The organism is Stenotrophomonas forensis (assembly GCF_028752115.1).
GTDB lineage: Bacteria > Pseudomonadota > Gammaproteobacteria > Xanthomonadales > Xanthomonadaceae > Stenotrophomonas > Stenotrophomonas forensis.
The window spans coordinates 696,944-715,177 of sequence record NZ_CP082270.1 but is presented as its reverse complement, the minus strand read 5'-3'; the positions used below and the strand labels follow the sequence as shown (position 1 = coordinate 715,177).

At 67.9% G+C, this 18,234-nt stretch carries 15 protein-coding genes and 1 pseudogene; 1 reads left to right on the top strand and 15 read right to left on the bottom strand.

All coding sequences use genetic code 11. From position 1 onward, the window contains the following. Positions 1-156: 156 nt before the first annotated feature. Positions 157-1,113, bottom strand: a complete 957-nt coding sequence (locus tag K5L94_RS03235; RefSeq protein WP_004154230.1) for a M23 family metallopeptidase — start codon at positions 1,111-1,113, stop codon at positions 157-159. A gap of 12 nt (positions 1,114-1,125) precedes the next feature. Between K5L94_RS03235 and K5L94_RS03230 the strand changes: the two genes are divergently transcribed. Continuing rightward, positions 1,126-1,575: a DciA family protein gene (locus tag K5L94_RS03230; protein WP_004154229.1), complete on the top strand. Its 450-nt coding sequence runs from the start codon at positions 1,126-1,128 to the stop codon at positions 1,573-1,575. Between the two features lie 282 nt (positions 1,576-1,857). Here the strand turns inward: K5L94_RS03230 and lpxC are convergent, their stop codons facing one another. The 14 genes and pseudogenes from lpxC to rsmH form a co-directional block, all read right to left on the bottom strand. Continuing rightward, a complete protein-coding gene (gene lpxC, locus K5L94_RS03225; protein WP_004143722.1) occupies positions 1,858-2,769 on the bottom strand; it encodes a UDP-3-O-acyl-N-acetylglucosamine deacetylase in 912 nt (303 codons plus the stop codon). A gap of 193 nt (positions 2,770-2,962) precedes the next feature. Then, entirely contained in the window at positions 2,963-4,198 is a 1,236-nt protein-coding gene (ftsZ, locus tag K5L94_RS03220; RefSeq protein ID WP_040008912.1) for a cell division protein FtsZ, read from the bottom strand. A 170-nt stretch (positions 4,199-4,368) separates the two neighbouring features. Further along, positions 4,369-5,604: a cell division protein FtsA gene (gene ftsA / locus K5L94_RS03215; protein ID WP_005408083.1), complete on the bottom strand. Its 1,236-nt coding sequence runs from the start codon at positions 5,602-5,604 to the stop codon at positions 4,369-4,371. Between the two features lie 68 nt (positions 5,605-5,672). Beyond that, a pseudogene (locus K5L94_RS03210) lies at positions 5,673-6,350 on the bottom strand (cell division protein FtsQ/DivIB); the annotation flags it as partial. Further along, the gene (locus K5L94_RS03205) at positions 6,347-7,309 is read right to left on the bottom strand and encodes a D-alanine--D-alanine ligase (RefSeq protein ID WP_180879018.1); all 963 of its coding nucleotides are present in this window, start codon (positions 7,307-7,309) and stop codon (positions 6,347-6,349) included. The pseudogene K5L94_RS03210 and the gene K5L94_RS03205, both read right to left, overlap by 4 nt. Next, complete coding sequence (gene murC / locus K5L94_RS03200; RefSeq protein ID WP_053510455.1) at positions 7,306-8,742, bottom strand: UDP-N-acetylmuramate--L-alanine ligase; 1,437 nt, start codon at positions 8,740-8,742, stop codon at positions 7,306-7,308. The genes K5L94_RS03205 and murC overlap by 4 nt, the downstream gene beginning before the upstream one ends. A gap of 40 nt (positions 8,743-8,782) precedes the next feature. Then, complete coding sequence (gene murG / locus K5L94_RS03195; RefSeq protein ID WP_274511995.1) at positions 8,783-9,871, bottom strand: undecaprenyldiphospho-muramoylpentapeptide beta-N-acetylglucosaminyltransferase; 1,089 nt, start codon at positions 9,869-9,871, stop codon at positions 8,783-8,785. Continuing rightward, on the bottom strand, positions 9,868-11,187 hold the full coding sequence (ftsW, locus tag K5L94_RS03190; RefSeq protein ID WP_053448799.1) for a putative lipid II flippase FtsW: 1,320 nt from the start codon (positions 11,185-11,187) through the stop codon (positions 9,868-9,870). The genes murG and ftsW overlap by 4 nt, the downstream gene beginning before the upstream one ends. 1 nt (position 11,188) lies before the next feature. Beyond that, positions 11,189-12,274, bottom strand: a complete 1,086-nt coding sequence (gene mraY / locus K5L94_RS03185; RefSeq protein WP_274511994.1) for a phospho-N-acetylmuramoyl-pentapeptide-transferase — start codon at positions 12,272-12,274, stop codon at positions 11,189-11,191. Then, positions 12,264-13,658, bottom strand: coding sequence for a UDP-N-acetylmuramoyl-tripeptide--D-alanyl-D-alanine ligase (locus tag K5L94_RS03180; protein ID WP_274511993.1), 1,395 nt, complete (start codon positions 13,656-13,658; stop codon positions 12,264-12,266). The genes mraY and K5L94_RS03180 overlap by 11 nt, the downstream gene beginning before the upstream one ends. Then, complete coding sequence (locus K5L94_RS03175; RefSeq protein WP_053510459.1) at positions 13,655-15,163, bottom strand: UDP-N-acetylmuramoyl-L-alanyl-D-glutamate--2,6-diaminopimelate ligase; 1,509 nt, start codon at positions 15,161-15,163, stop codon at positions 13,655-13,657. Before K5L94_RS03175 ends, K5L94_RS03180 begins: the two co-directional genes overlap by 4 nt. Continuing rightward, on the bottom strand, positions 15,160-17,004 hold the full coding sequence (locus tag K5L94_RS03170; RefSeq protein ID WP_004154216.1) for a peptidoglycan D,D-transpeptidase FtsI family protein: 1,845 nt from the start codon (positions 17,002-17,004) through the stop codon (positions 15,160-15,162). Before K5L94_RS03170 ends, K5L94_RS03175 begins: the two co-directional genes overlap by 4 nt. Beyond that, positions 17,001-17,264: a cell division protein FtsL gene (ftsL, locus tag K5L94_RS03165; RefSeq protein ID WP_005412242.1), complete on the bottom strand. Its 264-nt coding sequence runs from the start codon at positions 17,262-17,264 to the stop codon at positions 17,001-17,003. The genes K5L94_RS03170 and ftsL overlap by 4 nt, the downstream gene beginning before the upstream one ends. Further along, a complete protein-coding gene (gene rsmH / locus K5L94_RS03160) occupies positions 17,261-18,229 on the bottom strand; it encodes a 16S rRNA (cytosine(1402)-N(4))-methyltransferase RsmH (RefSeq protein ID WP_004154215.1) in 969 nt (322 codons plus the stop codon). Before rsmH ends, ftsL begins: the two co-directional genes overlap by 4 nt. Between the last annotated feature and the right edge of the window lie 5 nt (positions 18,230-18,234).

Here is an 18,234-nt window from a genome sequence, read left to right as displayed (position 1 = left end):
CGGCCGCAAGGGGTTTCAACCCCGTGGGTAGTGGCGGCCGCTGGCCGGGTACCTCGTTCGGGCCCCTCAAGGAATTGCCGGCCAGCGGCCGGCACTACCAGATCAACCGCATCGGGTCAGAGCCCTTCCGCGGCGCGGAAGGGATCCGACCCGGGATCAGCCGCGGCTGATGCGGCCGACCGGCGTGTTGCCGCCGTCGCCGAGGAACTTGCGCGGGTTGACCACGTTGCCGTTCTCCCACACTTCGAAGTGCACGTGGGCACCGGTCGAACGGCCGGTGGAACCGGCCTTGGCCACTTCCTGGCCGGCACGGACCAGGTCACCGGCCTTCACCACCAGGCGCGAATTGTGCGCGTAGCGGGTGACATAACCGTTGCCGTGATCGACGTCGACCACGTTGCCGTAGCCGCCCTTCACGCCGGCAAAGCTGACCACGCCTTCGGCCACGGCCATCACCGGGTCGCCGACCCTGGCGTGGAAATCCATGCCCTTGTGGGTGGCGGCACCGCGGCCGAACGGGTCGGCGCGGGTGCCGAAGCCGGAGGTCACGTAGCTGTTGCGGATCGGCATGCGCGAGGGCACGGCGTTCTGCTGCAGCTGGTGATCGAACATCAGCGATTCCATCACCGACAACTGGCGGCCTGAAGCAGCGAAGCGCTGCTCCAGCACCTGTAAGTCGGCGTTGACGTCCTTGACCGGGATGTCGCTGGTCGGGCCGCCGGCATCGCCGTCACCGAGACCCGGGGTCTCGTTGAAGTCGAACTCGCCATCTTCCAGCTTGCCCATCTGGGTCAGCCGTTCGCCAAGGGCGTTGAGGCGGGTGGCCTGGGCCTGCAGCTCGCCCAGGCGGGCCGCCAGCGCGTTGACCTGGGTCTGCGCATCGCGCTTGACCTTGGCCAGCTCCGCATCCTGGCGCTCGACCTTGGCCTGCAGCCGGGAATCATTCAGCGCGCTGGCGCCAATGCCGCCGGCAAGGCCGATAATGCAGCCTACCCCGAGCACGCTGCCCAGCAGGGCGCGGGGGCGGTCCTCGAAATAGAACCGCAAACGCGTGATCGGCGACGCCTTGGCCTGTCCTTCACGCGTTTTGATTACGATCTTTTTGAATGCCATCAGTGAGTTTTCATGTCTGAGCCGAAATCCAGCGTTCGCCCCGCGTCAGTGCCGAAACCGGCGCTGGATGCGGTGATGGCGGACAAAAGCGGGAACCCGCTGCGGCGTGCCTTGTGGCTCGACGCGCTGGACCGTCAGTTGCGCCCCCAGTTGCCGCCACCTCTGCGCAGCCGTTGCCGGCTGGCCAATGTGGACGGGGAACACCTCGTTTTTCTCGTCGAGTCCCCGGTCTGGCATGCCAAGGTGCGGCTTGCCGAAGCCCAGTTGCTCGACGCGGCCCGTTCCATCGGGCTGAAGGCCACCAGGGTGACCATCAAGACTGCGTCTCCCACTCCCACGCGCTCCCCAGCGCTCGACAACCGGAATGGACCCCACGCAGTTTCAGCCGCCACGCACAAAGGGCTACGCGACGCCTTGGCGTGCCTGCAGGACGTTCCCTCGAAGCCGAAGAAGCGGTCCTGACGACAACGGAGCATCCAGCTCCGCTCCCCGTCGCACGTGTCACCACGGCGTGAAACATTTCGGGGGCCGGGTCGCATCCTAGCTGCCATCCGGAGGCCTGTCGTTAGATTGGAGTTAAAACTTCGTTAAATTCAGGCTTTCGATCCAACAGGTTCACAAATCCGTGACCTCGAACCGCGCTTGACGCACCTCAAGCACGCTGAATGCGCCGCAGCCGCCACGAACGACAACGCCGCCCTCTCAGGCGGCGTTTTTGTCTTCCAATTCAACAACCTGCGGCAATCAGGCGTAGGCCGGAGTGGCGTATTCCACCGGATCCGGGGTCGCCGGCGAGTCGAAGCTGACCCATTCCCAGGCCGTGGCATCGGCCATCAGCGCGCGCACCAGCTTGTTGTTGAGCGCGTGGCCGGACTTGAAGCCCTCGTAGGCCCCCAGCACCTGGCCGCCGGCCAGATAGAGGTCGCCGATCGCATCGAGGATCTTGTGGCGCACGAACTCGTCGGCGTAGCGCAGGCCGTCTTCGTTGAGCACGCGGAACTCGTCCAGCACGATGGCGTTGTCCATCGAACCGCCCAGGCCCAGGTTGCGCTCGCGCATGTACTCCAGGTCGCGCATGAAGCCGAAAGTGCGCGCGCGGGAGATTTCCTTGGTGTAGGCCAGCGTCGAGAACTCGATTTCCTGGCGCGACTGCTTGGCCGGGATCATCGGGTGGTCGAACTGGATGGTGAAGCCCAGCTTGTACCCCTCGTACGGGGTGAAGCGGGCCACCTTGTCGCCCTCGGTCACTTCCACGGTCTTCAGCACGCGGATGAAGCGCTTGGGCGCATCCTGTTCCACGATGCCCGCCGACTGCAGCAGGAACACGAACGGGCCGGCCGAACCGTCCATGATCGGCAGCTCGGCCGAGGACAGTTCGACGATGATGTTGTCCACACCCAGGCCGGCCAATGCCGACATCAGGTGTTCGACGGTCTGGATCTTGGCGTCGTTGCAGGTCAGGCCGGTGCACAGGGTCACTTCGGTGACCAGTTCGGCCTTGGCCGGCACTTCCACCACCGGGTCCAGGTCCACGCGGCGGAACACGATGCCATGGTTGACCGGTGCCGGGCGCAGGGTCATGTAGACCTTGTCACCGCTGTGCAGGCCAACGCCGGTGGCGCGGATCGTGTTCTTGAGGGTGCGTTGCTGGATCATGGGGGATGGACCGGAAGTGACACATTAGATTAACACGCACGCTCCCCTACCCTGGCTGAAAGGCCGGCAAGACACACCGGCACGCCAGTAGGACGGGCGTGAAGCAGGGCGGCCGGGCCCATCCTGGCCCGGCGCCCGCGTTTTCAGGACATGGTGGCGCAACCCGGGGAGGACAAGCCCCGGGCTACCCCGCTCAGTCCGCCTGGCGGCGCAGGAAGGCCGGGATGTCCAGGTAGTCGTTCGGCAGTTCCGCCGCTGCCGGGGCCGAAGCGGCCGGCGCCGACGGGGTGGAGGCCGCCGCGGTATCGCTGCTGGCACGACGCAGGCCCAGGCCCATGCCGCCGACGGCCTTGGACACGGCGTCGCCGCCGTTGTCGAAGTCGCCGAACTCCGGCTGGCCGGTGGTCGCATTGCGCACCAGCTTGATCGGTGCACGCTCGCCCGGGCGCTGGGTCTTGCTGGCCGAGACGCGGTTCAGGCCGGTGGCCACCACGGTCACGCGCACTTCGTCCTGCATGTCCGGATCGAGCACGGTGCCGACCACCACGGTGGCGTCTTCGGAAGCGAAGCCATCGATGGTGCGGCCGATCTCGTCGAACTCGGCCATGGTGAAGTCGGCGCCGGCGGTGATGTTGACCAGGATGCCGTTGGCACCGGCCAGGTTCACGTCGTCCAGCAGCGGGTTCTGGATCGCCGATTCGGCGGCGGCCTGCGCGCGGTCATCGCCGCGGGCGGTGCCGGTACCCATCATCGCCAGGCCCATTTCGGACATGACGGTGCGCACGTCGGCGAAGTCGACATTGATCAGGCCCGGACGCACGATCAGGTCGGCGATGCCCTGCACGGCGCCCTGCAGCACGTCGTTGGCGGCACGGAAGGCCTGGATCATGGTCGCGTTGCGGCCCAGCACGGTGATCAGCTTTTCGTTGGGGATGGTGATCAGCGAGTCGCAGTGCTGGCTCAGTTCCTCGATGCCCTTCAGCGCCACCTGCATGCGGCGACGGCCTTCGAACGGGAACGGCTTGGTGACCACGGCCACGGTCAGGATGCCCATTTCCTTGGCCAGCTGGGCCACCACCGGCGCAGCGCCGGTGCCGGTGCCGCCGCCCATGCCGGCGGTGATGAACACCATGTCCGCACCCTGCAGCGCGTCCATGATGCGCTCACGATCTTCCAGCGCGGCCTGGCGGCCGACTTCCGGGTTCGCGCCTGCGCCCAGGCCCTTGGTCACGTTGGTACCCAGCTGCAGCTGCAGCTTGGCACCGCAATTCTTGATGGCCTGCGAGTCGGTGTTGGCGGTGATGAATTCCACGCCATCCACTGCCGAGTTGACCATGTGCGCCACGGCATTGCCGCCGCCGCCGCCCACGCCAACCACCTTGATCACCGCATTGGGTGCCATCTTTTCGATCAGTTCAAAATGCGCCATGTCCGTGTCCTCGTTGTATCCGCTTTGGCTGGCATGGGCATTCGGGCGTCCTGCCCTCCTGCTGCATGCCGGCGTTGCGGCTGTGTGGGTTGTGTGTTGCCGGTGTTGCGTTGTGATGCGGGTACTGCGGGTGTTGCGCCCGGGCGAGGCCCGGTCTTGCGGATTCCGCGTCAGAACTCGCCGCGGAACCAGGTCTTGAGTTTCTTGAACATGCTTCCGGCGCGGCCGGTCGGCAGCGACGGACGCCGCGGATGCTCGATCTGGCTGCCCATCAGCAGCAGGCCTACGCCGGTGGCATGCACCGGGTTGCCGACCACTTCGCCAAGCCCGGTGACGTGCTGCGGAATGCCCACGCGTACCGGCATCTGCAGCATTTCCTCGGCCAGCTCGACCACGCCTTCCATCTTCGAAGCACCACCGGTCAGCACCATGCCGGCGCGCACCAGTTCCTCGAAGCCGGAGCGGCGCAGTTCGGCCTGCACCATCTCGAAGATTTCCTCGTAGCGGCCCTGCACCGCCTGCGCCAGCGAATGGCGCGGCATGCGGCGCGGCGGGCGGTCGCCCACCGACGGCACCTGGATGCTTTCCTCGGCGGTGGCCAGCTGGGCCAGCGCGCAGGCGTAGCGCACCTTGATCTGCTCGGCTTCCGGGGTCGGCGTGCGCAGCATGTGCGCGATGTCGTTGGTCACGTGGTCGCCGGCGATCGGCAGCGAGGCGGTGTGGCAGATCGCGCCCTGCACGAACACCGCGATGTCGGTGGTACCGGCGCCCATGTCGACCAGCACCACGCCCAGCTCGCGCTCATCGGCAGTCAGCACCGCCACGCTGGAGGCCAGCGAGGACAGCACCAGGTCGTCCACCTGCAGGCCGCAGCGCTGCACGCACTTGCTGATGTTGGCCGCGGCCGACTGCGCGCACACCACCAGGTGGGCGTGCACTTCCAGGCGTACGCCGGTCATGCCGACCGGGTTGCGGATGCCTTCCTGCGAATCGTCCAGCACGTACTCGCGCGGAATCGCATGCAGGATCTTCTGGTCGGCCGGGATCGCCACCGCCTTGGCCGCGTCCAGCACGCGATCCAGGTCGCCCCAGGTCACTTCGCCGTCGCGGATCGGCACGATGCCGGGCGAGTTCTTGCACTGCACGTGGTTGCCGGAGATCGAGGCGTACACCGAGCGGATCTCGCAGCCGGCCATCAGCTCGGCTTCTTCCACCGCGCGCTGGATCGACTGCACGGTCGATTCGATATCCACCACCACGCCGCGCTTGAGCCCGCGTGACTCGTGCGAGCCGATGCCGATCACTTCGATCGGGTTGCCCGGCGAATACTCGCCTACCAGCGCCACCACCTTGGAGGTGCCGATGTCCAGGCCAACGATCAGCGATTTGTCACCCTTGCGATTCATGTCCTTTCCTGCGTCCTGCTGGCCGGGGTCGCCGGCGTTTTCGCCGGCGTGGCCGGGGTACCCCAGCTCAGCGTGAAACCATTGGTGTAACGGAGGTCGGCGCGCTCGATCGGCGCGTCCTGGCGGTTGAGCTGCGGCAGCACCTTGACGAAGCGCTGCATGCGCGAGCGCGCGTCGTCACGGCCGACCACCACTTCGGTGCCGTTGCTCAGCACCAGCGACCAGCTGCCACGCGCATCCATCGTCACCCGGCGCACATCGACGCCGGCCGGTGCGAACAATGCACGCGAGTCGCTGTACAGCTTCATCACTTCTTCGGTCTGGCTGTCCGGGCCGTCCAGTTCGGGCAGCGCCAGGTCGGCCAGCTTCTTCGGCGTGGGGAACAACTTGCCCTGCTCGGAGACCAGGCGGTCGTTGCCCCAGCGCGCGAACGGCTTGTGCTCGACCAGGGTCACTTCCAGCACATCCGGCCACTGCTTGCGCACCTGCGCGCTTTCCACCCACGGCAGTTTTTCCAGGGCGTCCTGCGCGTCCTGCAGCTTGACCGCGAAGAAACCGGCATGCGCATACGGCAGCAGCACCTGCTGCAGCTGTTCGGCCGGCACCCGCTTGAACTCACCGTGCACGCGCAGCTTCGCCAGCGGCCAGCGCTCGGCGCCGACCCAGCCATTGACCACGGCCACCACCGGCAGTGCAACCACCGACAGCGCCAACAGCCAGACGAAGATGCGCAGCACCGCGTTCATGCGTGCGGGGCCTCCAGGGTCTGCTCCAGCACGCGCCACACCAGTTCCTCGAAACCGATGCCGGCCTGTGCGGCCGCCTTCGGCACCAGCGAGTGGCTGGTCATGCCCGGTGCGGTGTTCACTTCCAGCAGGAAGAAGCGGCCGCTGGCGCGGTCGCGCATCACGTCCACGCGGCCCCAGCCGCGGCAGCCGGCGGCACGGAACGCGGCCAGCGCGATGCGGCGGATCTCGTCTTCGTCAGCACCGTCCAAGCCCGGGCACAGGTACTGGGTGTCCTCGGCGATGTACTTGGCGTTGTAGTCGTACCACTGGCCCTTGGGCACGATGCGGATCGACGGCAGCGCCACGTCGCCGAGGATGGCCACGGTCAGCTCGTCGCCGACCACCATCTGTTCCATCAGCAGCTGGCCGTCGTAGCGCGCGGCCAGGGCCACCGCCTCGTCCAGGCCGGCCTCGTCGGTGACCCGGCTGATGCCCACGCTGGAGCCTTCATTGGCAGGCTTCACCACCACCGGCAGACCCAGTTCGGCGGCCAGCGCGTGCACCGTGGAGGAATCCACCTTCCTGTACTGCGGGGTCGGCAGGCCCAGCGACAGCCACACCTGCTTGGTGCGGATCTTGTCCATGCTCAGCGCCGAACCCAGCACGTTCGAGCCGGTGTACGGCACGCCGAAGGCGTCCATGAGGCCCTGCACGATGCCATCCTCACCGCCACCGTTGTGGCCGTGCAGGATGTTGAACACGCGGTCGACACCGCCGGCGGCCAGCACCTTGGCCAGCGCCGGGATGCCGTCCACGGCGAACGCATCGATGCCGCGCGCCTGCAGCGCTTCAAGCACGTTGCGGCCGGAGTCCAGCGACACCTCGCGTTCGCTGGAACTGCCACCGAGCAGCACGGCGACGCGGCCGAACACGGCCGGGTCGGTCACGCGCAGCGGCGGGAAGGTCAGCGTGCTCACGCCTCGCCCTCCGCCTTGAACCCTTCCACGGCGATGTGGCTGGCCACGGCGCCGATGTCGCCGGCCCCCATCATCAGCAGCAGGTCACCGTCCTGCAGTACGTCCGGCAGCACGCTGGCCAGTTCGGCCGCCTTGCCCACCACCACCGGCTCGCTGCGGCCGCGCGCACGGATGGCGCGCGCCAGCGCATGCGAATCGGCGCCGGCAATCGGCTCTTCGCCGGCCGGGTAGACCTCGCTCAGCACCAGCGCATCGACGCTGGACAGCACCGCGGCGAACTTGTCGAACTGGTCGCGGGTACGGCTGTAACGGTGCGGCTGGAAGGCCACCACCAGGCGCTTGTCGGCCCAGCCACCGCGGGCGGCGGCGAACACCGCTTCCAGCTCGCTCGGATGATGGCCGTAGTCGTCGATGATGCGCACCTTCGCACCGCTGGCGGTGGTCACTTCGCCCAGATCGTTGAAGCGACGGCCGACACCGGCGAAGCCTTCCAGCGCGCGCGCGATCGCATCCGGGGCCACGCCCAGCTGCCAGCCCACTGCCGCGGCGGCCAGTGCGTTCAGCACGTTGTGCCTGCCCGGCAGCGCCAGCACCACTTCCTGGCTGGTGCCCTGCGGCAGGCGCAGGGTGAAGCGCATGCGCGACCCTTCCTGCACCACGTTCTCGGCGCGCACGTCGGCCTGCGGGCTCATGCCGTAGCTCATCACGTGGCGCGGGGTCTTGGCGGCCAGTGCGGCCACTTCCGGGTCATCGATGCACAGCACCGCCAGGCCGTAGAACGGCAGGCGCTGCAGGAACTCGGCGAACGCTGCCTGCACGCGGGCGAAATCGTTGCCGTAGTTCTCCAGATGATCGGCATCAATGTTGGTGATGATCGACATCAGCGGATTCAGGCGCAGGAAGCTGCCATCGCTTTCGTCGGCCTCGGCCACCAGCCACTGGCCACCGCCCAGCTTGGCGTTGGCACCGGCGGCCAGCAGCTGGCCACCGATCACGAAGGTCGGGTCCAGGCCGCCTTCGCTCAGCACCGCAGCGGTCAGGCTGGTGGTGGTGGTCTTGCCGTGGGTACCGGCCACGGCGATGCCGCGGCGGAAGCGCATCAGCTCGGCCAGCATCGCCGCGCGCGGCATGATCGGAATGCGCTGGCTGCGCGCTTCCATCAGTTCCGGGTTGTCCTCGCGGATGGCGCTGGACACCACCACGCAGTCGGTGCCCAGCACATTGGCCGCCGAGTGGCCGCGCATGATGCGCGCACCCAGGCCGGCCAGGCGGCGGGTCGCGCCGTTGTCGGCATTGTCCGAGCCGGAGACTTCGTAGCCCAGCGTCAGCATCACTTCGGCGATACCGCTCATGCCGGTGCCGCCGATGCCGACGAAATGCACGCGCGGGAAGGCGCGCACCAGGTCGTTGGTGTCGTGCAGGCGACGGATCATGCGCGGCCTCGCGCAGGGCAGGCGCGGTGGCATGCCTTCTTCATACAGCTTCCTCAAGAATGATATCGGCGATGCGCTCGGCGGCATCGACCTTGGCCAGGGCACGCGCGGCTTGCGCCATCTGCATGCGGCGGGCGGGATTTTCGGACAGATCACGCAGCAGTGCGGCAATGCCGTCGGCCAGCGTTCCGTCCTGCTTCAGCAAAACCGCCGCGCCGCGCTCGACCAGGTACTCCGCATTGCGGGTCTGGTGATCGTCGACGGCGGCGGGGAATGGCACCAGCACGCTGCCGACACCGACCGCGCACAGCTCGGCCAGGGTCGACGCGCCGGCGCGGCACACGACCAGATCGGCCCAGGCGAACGCGTCGGCCATGTCGGCGATGAACGGGGTGATTTCAGCCTGCACGCCGGCCTTGGCATACGCCTCGATTGCTTCGGCATGCATCTTCTCGCCACTCTGGTGGCGTACCTGCACCGGCAGGTCCGCGCCCAGCGCGGCAATCGCCTGCGGTACACCGGTGTTGAGGGCACGTGCGCCCTGGCTGCCGCCGACCACCAGCACGCGCAGCGGACCGTGGCGGTCGGCGAAGCGCTGTTCCGGCGGTGCGATGGCGGCGATTTCCGCACGCACCGGGTTGCCGACGAATTCCTCGCGCTTGGCGAAGGTGCCGGGGAAGCCGGTCAGCAGGCGGCGCGCATAGCGCGACAGGATGCGGTTGGTCAGGCCCGGTGCGCGGTTCTGCTCATGCACGATCAGCGGCAGGCCGTGCAGGCGCGTGGCCATGCCGCCGGGGCCGGAGGCGAAGCCACCGAAGGCCACCACCGCACGCGGCTGGCGCTTGCGGATGATCATGCCGGCCGCGCGCAGCGCGCGCATCAGCCGCCATGGCGCCGCCAGCAGGGCCAGCTTGCCCTTGCCACGCAGGCCGGTGATCGCCAGCGTGTCGATGGCGATGTCGTGCTGCGGCACCAGGCGGGTTTCCATCGCACCGTCGGCACCCATCCAGGTGACCGGCACGCCACGCTCGCGCAGCACGCGGGCCACGGCCAGGCCGGGGAAGATGTGGCCACCGGTACCGCCGGCCAGGATCATCACCGGGCGTGCAGTGTCGTGGGCTGCGCTCATGACAGCCTCCCGAAGGTCGGTTCGACGCGCGACTGCAGGCGGCTGGTGCCACGCGCAGCGTTCGCCGTCGCTGCAGCCACCGGCTCTGCGCTCATCGGCACATGGGCTGCTGCCGGCGCGACCGGCTCATCCTGCGGCTCGGCAGCCGCGTCGTCGCCGCCACCGATACGCACGGCCTGGCGGCGCTCGGCGCGCTTGAGTTCATAGGACACGCGCAGCAGCAGGCCCATCGCCACGCAGGTCATCAGCACCGACGAACCGCCGGAGGAGATCAGCGGCAGGGTCAGGCCCTTGGTCGGCAGGATGCCCAGGTTCACGCCGATCGAGACGAAGGTCTGCATGCTGATCCACAGGCCGATGCCGAAGGCGATGTAGCCGGAGAAGTGGCGCTTCATTTCCACGCAGCGCATGCCCAGCCAGAAGGTGCGGCCGACCAGCAGCGCATACAGGGCCACGATCACGCAGGTGCCCAGGAAGCCGAATTCCTCGGCGGTGACCGAGAAGATGAAGTCGGTGTGCGCTTCGGGCAGGTAGTACAGCTTCTGCACCGAATTGCCCAGGCCGACGCCGGTCCACTCGCCACGGCCGACCGCCATCAGCGCGTTGGACAGCTGATAGCCGTCACCCTGCTGGTCGGCCCACGGGTCCAGGAAGGAGGTGATGCGGCGCATGCGGTACGGCTCGATGATCGCCAGCGCGCTCATGCCGACCAGGCCGATGATCACCGGCATCGACATGCGCGGCATGTTGACCCCGCCCAGCACCAGCATGCCGGCGGTGATCGCCAGCAGCAGGGTCGAGGAACCGAAGTCCGGCTGCAGCAGCAGCAGCACCACCAGCGCACCGGCCACGCCCAGCGGCTTGAGCATCGCCGGCCAGGTCGCGTTGACCTCGTCGCGGAAGCGCACCAGGTAGCTGGACAGCCAGACGATGTACAGCACCTTCACCGCCTCGACCGTCTGGAACTTGGAGATGCCCAGGTTGATCCAGCGGCGCGCGCCGTTGACCGTGCTGCCCAGGCCCGGCGTGAACACCGCCAGCAGCAGCACGAAGCAACCCAGCAGCAGCATCTGGTTGTACTGCTCGATCGACTTCAGCTCGGTGCGCGCGGCAATCACCGCCAGCACGATGCCGACCGCCAGGAAGATCAGGTGGCGGTTTAGGTAGTAGAACGGGCTGCTCATCAAGGCGATCGAGCTGGACGCCACCATCACCACGCCCACACCGGTGAGCGCGATGATCGCGCCCAGCAGCCACTTGTCGTAGCTGCCTTCGATGGCTTCAAGGCGTGTTGCCTGGCGGGACAGGTCGTTCATCTCAGCGCACCTTCAACGTGGCCAGGCCGATCAGCACGAGCACGACGGAGATGATCCAGAAGCGCACGATCACGCGCGGCTCCGGCCAGCCCTTCAGTTCGAAATGGTGGTGGATCGGCGCCATGCGGAACACGCGCTTGCCGGTCAGCTTGAACGAGGCAACCTGGATCATCACCGACAGCGTTTCGATGACGAACACGCCGCCCATGATCACCAGCACCAGCTCCTGGCGGGTGATCACTGCGATCGTGCCCAGCACCGCACCCAGCGCCAGCGCGCCGATGTCGCCCATGAACACCATGGCCGGATAGGTGTTGAACCACAGGAAGCCCAGGCCCGCGCCAGCGATGGCCGCGCAGATGATGACCAGCTCGCCGGCACCCGGAATCTGCGGGATCTGCAGGTAGTTGGCGAACACCACGTTGCCCGAGGCATAGGCGAACACGCCCAGTGCGCAGGCCACCAGCACGGTCGGCATGATCGCCAGGCCGTCCAGGCCGTCGGTCAGGTTCACCGCATTGGAGAATCCGACGATCCAGAAGTAGGCGATGGTCACGAAGCCGATGCCGGCCAGCGGCAGCGCCACCGACTTGAACATCGGGATGTAGAAGGTCAGCGCGGCCGGCACGTCGGCCGTATAGAACAGGAACACGCCCGCGGCCAGGCCGAAGATCGACTGCAGCAGGTACTTCCAGCGCGACTTCAGGCCGTTCGGGTCACGACGGACGATCTTGATCCAGTCGTCATACCAGCCGATGGCGCCGAAGCACAGCATCACTGCCAGCACCAGCCACACGTAGCGGTTGCGCAGGTCGGCCCACATCAGCACCGACAGGGTGATGGTGAGCAGGATCAGCGAACCGCCCATGGTCGGCGTGCCGGCCTTGGAGAAATGGGTCTGCGGACCGTCCTTGCGGATCGGCTGGCCGCCCTTGAACTGGGCAAGCTTGCGGATCATCGCCGGGCCGAGCCACAGCGACAGGAACAGGGCCGTCAGCGCGGCAAGGATGGCGCGGAACGTCTGGTAGTTGAACAGCCCGAACAGGCTCTCCAACTGCTGCAACCATCGAGCCAGTTCATACAACATGCGGGGATTCCTCTCCTTGCGCCAGCAGCGCTTTGACAATCGTGTCCATGGCGCTGCCACGGGAACCCTTGACCAGGCAGCGCACGCCGGGGTGCAGCTCGTCCTTCAGCGCCTGCGACAGCGCATCATGGGTAGTGAAATGACGGCCACCGTCGCCGAAGGCGGCGGCAGCAGCGGCGCTGAGCGGACCCAGCGCGTACAGGCGCTTGAGGCCGGAGGCACGTGCGCGCAGGCCGGCCTGCGCATGCAGCGCCTCGGCATCCGGGCCCAGCTCGCGCATGTCGCCCAGCACCAGCCAGCCCTCTTCCGGGGCAGCGGCCAGGGCATCGATGGCGGCGGCCAGTGAACCCGGGTTGGCGTTGTAGCTGTCATCCACCAGCACCGCGCCGTTGCGCAGCTGGTGGGCGATCTGGCGGCCCGGCACCGGCTGCGCCTCGGCCAGTCCAGCCGCGATCAGCGCCAGATCGACACCGGCAGCCAGCGCCAGGCTGGCCGCGGCCAGCGCATTGCTGACGTTGTGCCGGCCCGGCAGACCCAGCACCACGCGGGCTTCGCCCATCGGCGAAACCAGGGTGAACTGGCTGCCCTGGGCACCGGCGCGGATGTCGCGCGCGGTGATGTCCGCGGTGTGCTCCAGGCCGTAGCGCAGCACACGGCAGCGCGCCGGCGTGCCGACGAAATGCTGTTCGAACCAGCGGCCGTAGGCATCGTCGACGTTGATCACCGCCACGCCATCGGCCGGCAGCGCCGCGTAGATCGCGCCCTTGGTGACGGCTACGCCGAGCAGGCTGCCCATCCGTTCCAGATGGGCCGGTGCGATGTTGTTGACCAGCGCGTAGCGCGGGCGGGCGATATCGGTCAGGTAGGCGATGTCGCCCGGCTTGCCGGCGCCCATTTCGTAGACGGCGTAGTCGGCATCTTCCGGCGCGTCGATCACCGCCAGCGGCAGGCCGATCTCGTTGTTGCGGTTGCCCGGGTTGGCGTAGACCACTTTATGCGCGTGCTGCGCCACCTGCTGCAGGATCGACAGCAGCAGGCTCTTCACGCTGGTCTTGCCATTGCTGCCGGTAATCGCGAACACCTCGGTCTCGCGGTCGCGCTGCATGCCGGTGGCGATCTTCGCCAGCGCCAGCTCGCTGTCGGCCACCAGCACCTGCGGCAGCTCGGTCGGCAGCAGCCGCTCGACCAGCAGGGCACTGGCGCCGCGCGCCAGCGCGTCGGTGGCGAAGTCATGACCGTCGAAACGCTCGCCGCGCAGCGCCACGTACAGGCTGCCCGGGCCGAGGCTGCGGGTGTCGTTGCTGACCGCATCGATGGCCACGTCGTCGCCATGGATCTCGCCGCCGGCCCAGTGTGCGATCAGCGAAAGCAGGGTGCGCTTCATGCGATGCCCTCCCCGGCCTGAGCGGCCAACACTCCGGCCTTGGCAGCCAACGCAGCGGCAGCCACTTCGGTGTCGTCGAAGTCATGACGAACGCCATTGACCTCCTGGTACGGCTCGTGGCCCTTGCCGGCGATCAGGATGATGTCGCCGGCACCGGCACGCTTCACCGCCAGGCCGATCGCGCGCGCGCGGCTGCGCTGCACGGTCACGGCATCGGCATTCTGGAAGCCGGCCAGGATGTCGGCCACGATCACGTCGCCGTCCTCGCCACGCGGGTTGTCGTCGGTGACGATGACCTGGTTGGCAAGACGCTCGGCAATGGCAGCCATCTGCGGCCGCTTGCCGGTATCGCGCTCGCCACCGCAGCCGAACACGCAGAACAGCGCGCCATGCAGGTGGCCGTGCAGGCTGTCCAGCGCCTGTTCCAGCGCGTCCGGGGTATGCGCGTAATCGACCACCACGGTCGGCAGGCCGTCTTCGCCGCCGAGGCGGTTCATGCGGCCACGGATCGGCTGCAGCGCCGACAGCACCTCGGCGATGCGCGGCAGCGGCTGGCCCTGCGCATGCAGGGTGCCGGCCACGGCCAGCAGGTTGTCCACGTTGAAGCGGCCCAGCAGCGGCGACTGCACCGCGGCACGCTGGCCGTCGATGACCAGTTCGAAGGCGATGCCACGGCCGTCCAGCTGCAGCGCTTCGGCGCGCACGCTGGCATCGGTGGCACCGCGCGAGCTCAGGCCGATCGGCTGCACGCCCGCCGGCAGGCCAGCGAACAGCTGGCGACCGAACGCATCATCCAGGTTGACCACTGCCGCCTTCAGGCCCGGGCGATGGAACAGCCGCGCCTTGGCCGCGCCGTAGCTGGCCATGTCGCCGTGGTAGTCCAGATGGTCGCGGGTGAGGTTGGTGAACACCGCCACGTCATAGTGCACGGCATCCACGCGGCCCTGGTCCAGCGCATGCGAGCTGACTTCCATCGCCACCGCACGTGCACCGGCATCGCGCAGCTGCGCCAGCAGCGCGTGCATCTGCAGCACCAGCGGCGTGGTGAACCCGGTCGGTTCAACCGCGCCATAAAGTCCGGCGCCCAACGTGCCGATACTGCCACTGGGCGTTCCGAGCAGGTGCCAGGCCTGGGCCAGCAGCTGCACGGTGGAGGTCTTGCCGTTGGTGCCGGTCACGCCGACCATCGCCATCGCCCGCGACGGCGCGCCATGGAACTGGTCGGCCATCGCACCCATGCGCGCGCGCAGGCCCGGCACGGCGATCGCATCGGCCGGTGCCGGAAGCTCGGCAGGCGCCGGCGGCTCGAACAGGATGGCGCTGGCACCGGCCGCGCGGGCCTGCTCGACAAAGCCCAGGCCATGCGCGCCGAACCCGGCGATGGCAACGAAGGCATTACCGGGGCGCACGGCGCGGCTGTCCAGCACCAGGCCGGTCAGAACGGGGTCATGGCCCGCCAGGGCCACGTCCGGAAGCAACTGCGAAAGCAACATCGAAGGACTCATTGCGTGCCTCCCGTAGCGGGCGGCGTCTGGGCATGCGCGCTCGGCAGCGCAGCATCGAATTCAGCGGCGGCATCCACCGGCAGTGCGGCTTCGGCCGGCGGCGCAGGCAGGATCGAGGCCGAATGGCCGACCTTGCCGGACTGCTGGGCGGCCAGCCACGACTGCAGGTCGTCCAGCGGCACGTCCATCAGGCGCAGGGTGCCTTCCATCACGTTGTGATAGACCGGCGCCGACACCAGGCCGCCGTAGAACTTGCCGGCCTGCGGGTCGTTGATGACGATGACGGTGGCGAAACGCGGGTTGGTGGCCGGCACCACGCCGGCGAACAGCGCGTTGTAGTGGCCGCGCTCGTAACCGCCGGGGCCGGCCTTGCGCGCGGTACCGGTCTTGCCGGCCACGCGGTAGCCCAGCACCGCCGCCTGCTTGGCGCCGCCCTGGGTCACCACCGTTTCCATCATCGCCACCACCTGCTTGGCGACGTTCTCGTCGATGATCTGCTGGCCTTCGTTGCGCTGGCCCTTGACGAAGGTCGGCGCGATCAGGCGACCGCCGTTGGCCAGCGCCGAGTAGGCGGTGGCGATCTGCAGTGGGGTGACGTTCAGGCCGTAGCCGTAGGACATGGTGGTCTTGGTGGTGCCCGACCAGCGCGCCGGGCGCAGCACCACGCCACCGGATTCACCCGGGAAACCGCTGTGCGGCACCGAGCCATAACCGAAGCGGCGCACGCCGTCGTAGAACACCTGGTCCGGCATCTTCGCCGCGACCTTGGCCGCACCCACGTTCGAACTGCGGGTGATCACACCGGTCACGTTCAGCACGCCGTTGTTGCGCGGCACGTCGCGGATGGTGAAGCGGCCCAGGGTCATGTAACCCGGGTTGGTATCGATGATGGTGTCCTTGGTCACCGCACCGGCCTGCAGCGCGGTGGCGATGGTCAGCGGCTTCATCGTCGAACCCGGCTCGACCAGATCGGTCACCGCACGGTTGCGGCGCGCATCGGGCAGCGCGCCGGTCAGCGAATTCGGGTTGTAGGTCGGCAGGTTGACCATGGCCAGGATCTCGCCGGTGGTCACGTCCATGATCACCATCGAACCGCCGGCCGCCTTGTTGGCCACCAGCGCGTTGCGCAGCTCCTTGAAGGCCAGGTACTGGATGCGGCGGTCGATGCTGAGGGTCAGGTCCTTGCCCGGTTCGGCGGCGCGCAGCAGATCGCTCTCGACGGTCTCGCCCTTGCGGTTGCGGATCACCCGCTTGGCGCCGGCCTTGCCGCGCAGCCATTCGTCGAACGCCAGCTCCAGGCCTTCCTGGCCGCGGTCGTCGATGTTGGTGAAGCCCAGCACGTGCGCCATCGCCTCACCCTGCGGGTAGAAGCGGCGGAACTCGCGCTGCGCGGCCACGCCCGGAATCTTCAGCGCGACCACCTTCTCTGCCTCGTCCGGATTGATCCGGCGGCGCAGGTACATGAATTCCTTGTCCGACTTCTGCGACAGGCGGCTGCTCAACTCATCCACCGACATGCCGACCGCCTGGGCCAGCTCTGGGATGCGCTCGGGCGAACGCAGCAGGTCCTGCGGGTTGACCCAGATCGAGGCAACCGGCGTGGACACCGCCAGCGGCTCGCCGTTGCGGTCGGTGATCATGCCGCGCGAGGTCTTGATCGGCAGCTCGCGCAGGTAACGGGCCTCGCCCTGGCGCTGGTAGAAGTCGCTGTTGATGATCTGCACGTAGGCGGCACGACCGACCAGCGACACCGAACACAGGCCCAAGGCCAGCGCGACCCAGCGCAGGCGCTGGCGCAGGTTGAAGGCGTTGCGCGGGCGGTTGCGGCCGGTCTTGCTCATGGCCGCACCACCACGATGTCGGCGGCCTCGGGGAACTTCATGCCCAGCTTCTCGCGGGCGATGCGATCGACACGATTGGCTTCGGCCAGGGTGGCCTGTTCCAGCTGCAGGCGGCCGAACTCCAGGTTGATGTCATCGCGCTTGCGCTCGGCGCGCGACAGCTCGATGAACGTCTGCCGATGACGGTGACGCACGAACACGACGCCGATCGCCGAGGCCACGGTCGAGGCCAACAGGATGATCAGCAGCAGCCGGCTCATGCATCGGCCTCCCGCTTCTGGGCCACGCGCAGCACGGCGCTGCGGGCACGCGGGTTGGCCGCCAGCTCTTCGTCGGTGGCCTTGATGGCGCCGCCGATCAGATCCAGGGTGGGCACGAACACCTCCGCCTCGGGCAGGCGGCGGTTGGCCGGCGGCGCCTTGGCCAGTCGGTTCATGTACTGCTTGACGATGCGGTCTTCCAGCGAATGGAAGCTGATGATCGCCAGGCGGCCGCCGGGCTTGAGCCGTTCCACCGCCGCATCGAGGCCGGCTTCCAGATCGGCCAGCTCGCGATTGATGTGGATGCGGATGGCCTGGAAGCTGCGCGTGGCCGGGTGGATCTTGTCCTTTCCACGTGGCATCACCGAGGCGATCAGCTCGGCCAGTTCGGCGGTGCGGGTGAACGGCTGCTTCTCGCGGCGGGCCACGATGGCACGCGCGATGCGGCGGCTCTGGCGCTCTTCGCCGTAGGTCCACAGCACATCGGCGATCTCGCGGTCTTCGACGCGGTTGATCCACTGCGCGGCGCTTTCGCCGCTGTCCGGGTCCATGCGCATGTCCAGCGGGCCGTCCTTGCCGAAGCTGAAACCACGCTCGGCCACGTCCAGCTGCGGCGACGACACGCCCAGGTCGAACAGCACGCCGTCCAGGCCGTCGGCCGTCGCATCCCACTGCAGCAGCTGGGCGAAGCTGCCACGGAAGATGGACACGCGCGGGTCCGGCGCGAAATCGCGCTCGGCAACGGCGATGGCTTCCGGATCCTTGTCCATGACCAGCAGGCGCCCCTCGGGACCCAACTGGGTAAGCACGCCACGTGCATGACCGCCACGACCGAACGTGCCATCCAGATAACGTCCGTTTTCGATCACCCTCAGGCCTTCAAGGACCTGGGTGTACAGGACCGGCAGGTGCACCGCCGGCGACTGCGACACCGGAAGGTGACCGGTCTGCGCTTCTGGGCGCATCCGGG

Excerpts from the sequence above, each read along its gene's own strand:
- ftsA (WP_005408083.1), bottom strand. The coding sequence starts at position 5,604 with ATGAATCGCAAGGGTGACAAATCGCTGATCGTTGGCCTGGACATCGGC.
- rsmH (WP_004154215.1), bottom strand. The coding sequence starts at position 18,229 with ATGCGCCCAGAAGCGCAGACCGGTCACCTTCCGGTGTCGCAGTCGCCG.
- ftsZ (WP_040008912.1), bottom strand. The coding sequence starts at position 4,198 with ATGGCGCATTTTGAACTGATCGAAAAGATGGCACCCAATGCGGTGATC.
- K5L94_RS03175 (WP_053510459.1), bottom strand. The coding sequence starts at position 15,163 with ATGAGTCCTTCGATGTTGCTTTCGCAGTTGCTTCCGGACGTGGCCCTG.
- murC (WP_053510455.1), bottom strand. The coding sequence starts at position 8,742 with ATGATCCGTCGCCTGCACGACACCAACGACCTGGTGCGCGCCTTCCCG.
- murG (WP_274511995.1), bottom strand. The coding sequence starts at position 9,871 with ATGAGCGCAGCCCACGACACTGCACGCCCGGTGATGATCCTGGCCGGC.
- K5L94_RS03230 (WP_004154229.1), top strand. The coding sequence starts at position 1,126 with ATGTCTGAGCCGAAATCCAGCGTTCGCCCCGCGTCAGTGCCGAAACCG.
- lpxC (WP_004143722.1), bottom strand. The coding sequence starts at position 2,769 with ATGATCCAGCAACGCACCCTCAAGAACACGATCCGCGCCACCGGCGTT.
- ftsL (WP_005412242.1), bottom strand. The coding sequence starts at position 17,264 with ATGAGCCGGCTGCTGCTGATCATCCTGTTGGCCTCGACCGTGGCCTCG.
- K5L94_RS03235 (WP_004154230.1), bottom strand. The coding sequence starts at position 1,113 with ATGGCATTCAAAAAGATCGTAATCAAAACGCGTGAAGGACAGGCCAAG.
- mraY (WP_274511994.1), bottom strand. The coding sequence starts at position 12,274 with ATGTTGTATGAACTGGCTCGATGGTTGCAGCAGTTGGAGAGCCTGTTC.
- ftsW (WP_053448799.1), bottom strand. The coding sequence starts at position 11,187 with ATGAACGACCTGTCCCGCCAGGCAACACGCCTTGAAGCCATCGAAGGC.
- K5L94_RS03180 (WP_274511993.1), bottom strand. The coding sequence starts at position 13,658 with ATGAAGCGCACCCTGCTTTCGCTGATCGCACACTGGGCCGGCGGCGAG.
- K5L94_RS03170 (WP_004154216.1), bottom strand. The coding sequence starts at position 17,004 with ATGAGCAAGACCGGCCGCAACCGCCCGCGCAACGCCTTCAACCTGCGC.